Annotated in this window: 2 protein-coding genes; one reads left to right on the top strand and one right to left on the bottom strand. The window is 62.1% G+C overall.

Annotation, left to right across the window (positions count from 1 at the left end):
• Positions 1 to 434 precede the first annotated feature (434 nt).
• Entirely contained in the window at positions 435 to 2,609 is a 2,175-nt protein-coding gene (gene katG / locus ABYW26_RS12505; RefSeq protein ID WP_372605234.1) for a catalase/peroxidase HPI, read from the top strand.
• A gap of 62 nt (positions 2,610 to 2,671) precedes the next feature.
• Here katG and ABYW26_RS12500 read toward each other — a convergent pair whose 3' ends face one another.
• The gene (locus tag ABYW26_RS12500; RefSeq protein ID WP_372605236.1) at positions 2,672 to 3,142 is read right to left on the bottom strand and encodes a MarR family winged helix-turn-helix transcriptional regulator; all 471 of its coding nucleotides are present in this window, start codon (positions 3,140 to 3,142) and stop codon (positions 2,672 to 2,674) included.
• Positions 3,143 to 3,167 lie beyond the last annotated feature (25 nt).

The following is a 3,167-nucleotide window of genomic DNA, read 5'->3' as shown; positions in this document are numbered from 1 at the left end:
GCCCTGTGCGGCCAGAACCCGGCCGAAATGCGCGCCAAGACCACTGGAGGCGCCGGTTACAAGGGCGGCCTTGTTCTGCGTCATCGGTGTTTTCCCTCCCTTGACTGCGTCCCGGTCATCCCAAGGACGCGGCGCTGTCACCACGGTGACCATAGACCGAGTTTCCCGCCCGCCAAAAGGCATTTGCGGCCCGTCGGCAGATGCCGACGCTGCGCCACTTTCGCGGAACCGCAGGGTGCCAAGGGATCACCGCGCCCACGTCATTAGTTTTTCTTATCCATTCGATTTGTAAATGCAAATTTTCCAGATGGCCCGCGAGTGGTAGTGTGGTTGCAAGCAGAGAAGACTCATCGCGCGTCCGGGCATAGTCGGGATAGCGTGGCGTGTTGCGAACTCTGCCCCAAAACACGACCAAGCGATCCAGGGAGAGCAAAATGGACGGGAATGACGTAAACGCGGCGGGCAAATGTCCGGTCATGCATGGCGGCAACACCGCCGTCAGCAGCAGTGTCATGGACTGGTGGCCGAATGCCCTGAACCTTGACATCCTGCATCAGCACGACAGCAAGACCAACCCGATGGGGCCCGGCTTTGACTATCGCGAAGAGCTGAAAAAGCTGGATGTCGACGCATTGAAATCCGATCTCAAGGCGCTGATGACCGACGGTCAGGACTGGTGGCCTGCTGACTGGGGCCATTACGGCGGCCTGATGGTTCGCATGGCGTGGCACGCGGCGGGGTCTTACCGTCTGGCCGACGGGCGCGGCGGTGGCGGCACCGGCAACCAGCGCTTTGCGCCGCTGAACTCGTGGCCGGATAACGTCAGCCTCGACAAGGCGCGCCGCCTGCTGTGGCCGATCAAGAAGAAATACGGCAACAAAGTCAGCTGGGCCGACCTGATCATTCTGGCCGGGAATATGGCCTATGAATCGATGGGCCTGAAAACCTTTGGCTTTGCCTTTGGCCGCGAAGACATCTGGCACCCGGAAAAAGACGTCTATTGGGGCGCTGAAAAAGAGTGGCTGGCCCCGTCGGACGGGCGCTATGGCGATGTGGAAAAACCCGAGACCATGGAAAACCCGCTGGCCGCCGTGCAGATGGGTCTGATCTATGTGAACCCCGAAGGCGTCAACGGCAAACCCGACCCGATCAAGACCGCAGCGCAGGTCCGCGAGACCTTTGCCCGGATGGCGATGAATGACGAGGAAACCGCCGCCCTGACCGCTGGCGGCCACACCATCGGCAAGACCCACGGCAACGGCGATGCCTCGGCCTTGGGCCCGGACCCGGAAAGCGCCGGGGTCGAGGCGCAGGGCATGGGCTGGGAAAACCCCAACATGGGCGGCAAGGCCGCGAATGCTGTGACCTCGGGGATCGAAGGCGCGTGGACTTCGGAACCGACCAAGTTCGACATGGGCTTTTTCGACATGCTGTTCGGCCATGACTGGGAACTGCGGAAATCGCCCGCTGGCGCATGGCAATGGGAGCCGATCGTCATCAAGGAACGCGACATGCCGCGCGATGCCTCGGACCCGGACAAACGCCATAACCCGATCATGACCGATGCCGACATGGCGATGAAAATCGACCCGGTCTATAACGCGATCTGTCAGAAATTCATCGCTGACCCCGCGTATTTCAAAGACACGTTCGCCCGCGCGTGGTTCAAGCTGACCCACCGCGACATGGGCCCGAAAACCCGCTATGTCGGCCCGGACGCGCCGCAAGAGGAACTGATCTGGCAAGATCCGGTTCCGGCGGGCAGCACCGGCTATAATGTCGATGCGGTCAAGGCCGACATCGCGGCGACGGGTCTTACCGCCGCTGATATGATCGCAACCGCATGGGACAGCGCCCGCACCTTCCGCCAGTCCGACTATCGCGGCGGCGCAAACGGTGCCCGCATCCGTCTGGCGCCGCAAAAAGACTGGGCCGGAAACGAGCCCGCCCGTCTGGCCCGCGTCCTGTCGGCGCTGGAACCGATCGCGGCCAAACATGGCGCCAGCATCGCTGACGTGATCGTTCTGGCGGGCAATGTCGGGGTCGAGTCCGCGATCAAGGCCGCTGGGTTCGACATTGCAGTGCCATTCGCACCGGGCCGGGGCGACGCAACCGCGGATATGACCGATGCCGCCTCGTTCGACGTGCTTGAGCCGGTCGCCGATGGCTATCGCAACTGGCTGAAAAAGGACTATGCCGTCAGCCCGGAAGAGCTGATGCTGGACCGCACACAACTGATGGGCCTGACCGCCAACGAAATGACGGTTCTGGTCGGCGGCATGCGGGTCATGGGCACCAACCACGGCGGCACCGCGCATGGGGTTCTGACCGATAACGTCGGCGCGCTGAGCACGGACTTTTTCGTCAACCTGACCGACATGGCCTATAAATGGGTGCCGACCGGCGATGGCATCTATGAAATCCGTGACCGCGCGTCGGACGCGGTGAAATGGACCGCCACCCGCATGGATCTTGTGTTCGGCTCGAACTCGATCCTGCGCGCCTATGCCGAGGTCTATGCTCAGGACGACAACAAAGAGAAGTTCGTGAAAGACTTTGTTGCCGCATGGACCAAGGTGATGACTGCCGATCGCTACGATCTGGCCTAAGACAATCGCCCCCGCAGTCACGGATTGCGGGGGCGATTTTACCCAAAGCTATCCCTTAAATATCAACTGCTGAAATCGCCGGTATCCAGCACCGGCGCGGCATCCATGCCTTCGGCGTCCAGCATCCCCGCGACCCGTTCCAGCGACGAGATCAGCTGCGCCTGTTCCCAATCCTCAAGCTTCTGAAACGCCCGCACATAGCGTTGTTGCAACGCATCCGGCGCCTGCTGAATCGCGCTGCGCCCGGCCTCGGTCACGACCACGTTGGTCTGGCGCCGATCCGTTTCCGAACGCACCCGCGTCACCATGCCCCGCGCAACCAGCTTATCGACCAGAACCGTCACCGTCGCCTGCGCCACGCCCATTCGTGTGGCGATGCCTTTGGGCGTCGCGCTGCCGGTTTCGGCGGTGATCTGAAGCACCCGAAACTGCACCGGAGTAAGCCCGGCCGCCTGCGCCAGTTCTTTGCCGAAAAGTTCGGTCGCCCGCAGAATGCGACGCAAAGCGATCAGGCTGACATCCGTGCGGTCCATGGCGACTCCTCTTTCGGGCATGGTG

Origin of the sequence: Actibacterium sp. (assembly GCF_041584535.1) — a bacterium.
Taxonomy (GTDB): Bacteria; Pseudomonadota; Alphaproteobacteria; order Rhodobacterales; family Rhodobacteraceae; genus Actibacterium_D.
This window is presented reverse-complemented; position numbering and strand designations above follow the sequence as displayed.

What these genes read in the sequence shown, in the direction of transcription:
- katG (WP_372605234.1), top strand. Translation starts at nt 435, where the DNA reads ATGGACGGGAATGACGTAAACGCGGCGGGCAAATGTCCGGTCATGCAT.
- ABYW26_RS12500 (WP_372605236.1), bottom strand. Translation starts at nt 3,142, where the DNA reads ATGGACCGCACGGATGTCAGCCTGATCGCTTTGCGTCGCATTCTGCGG.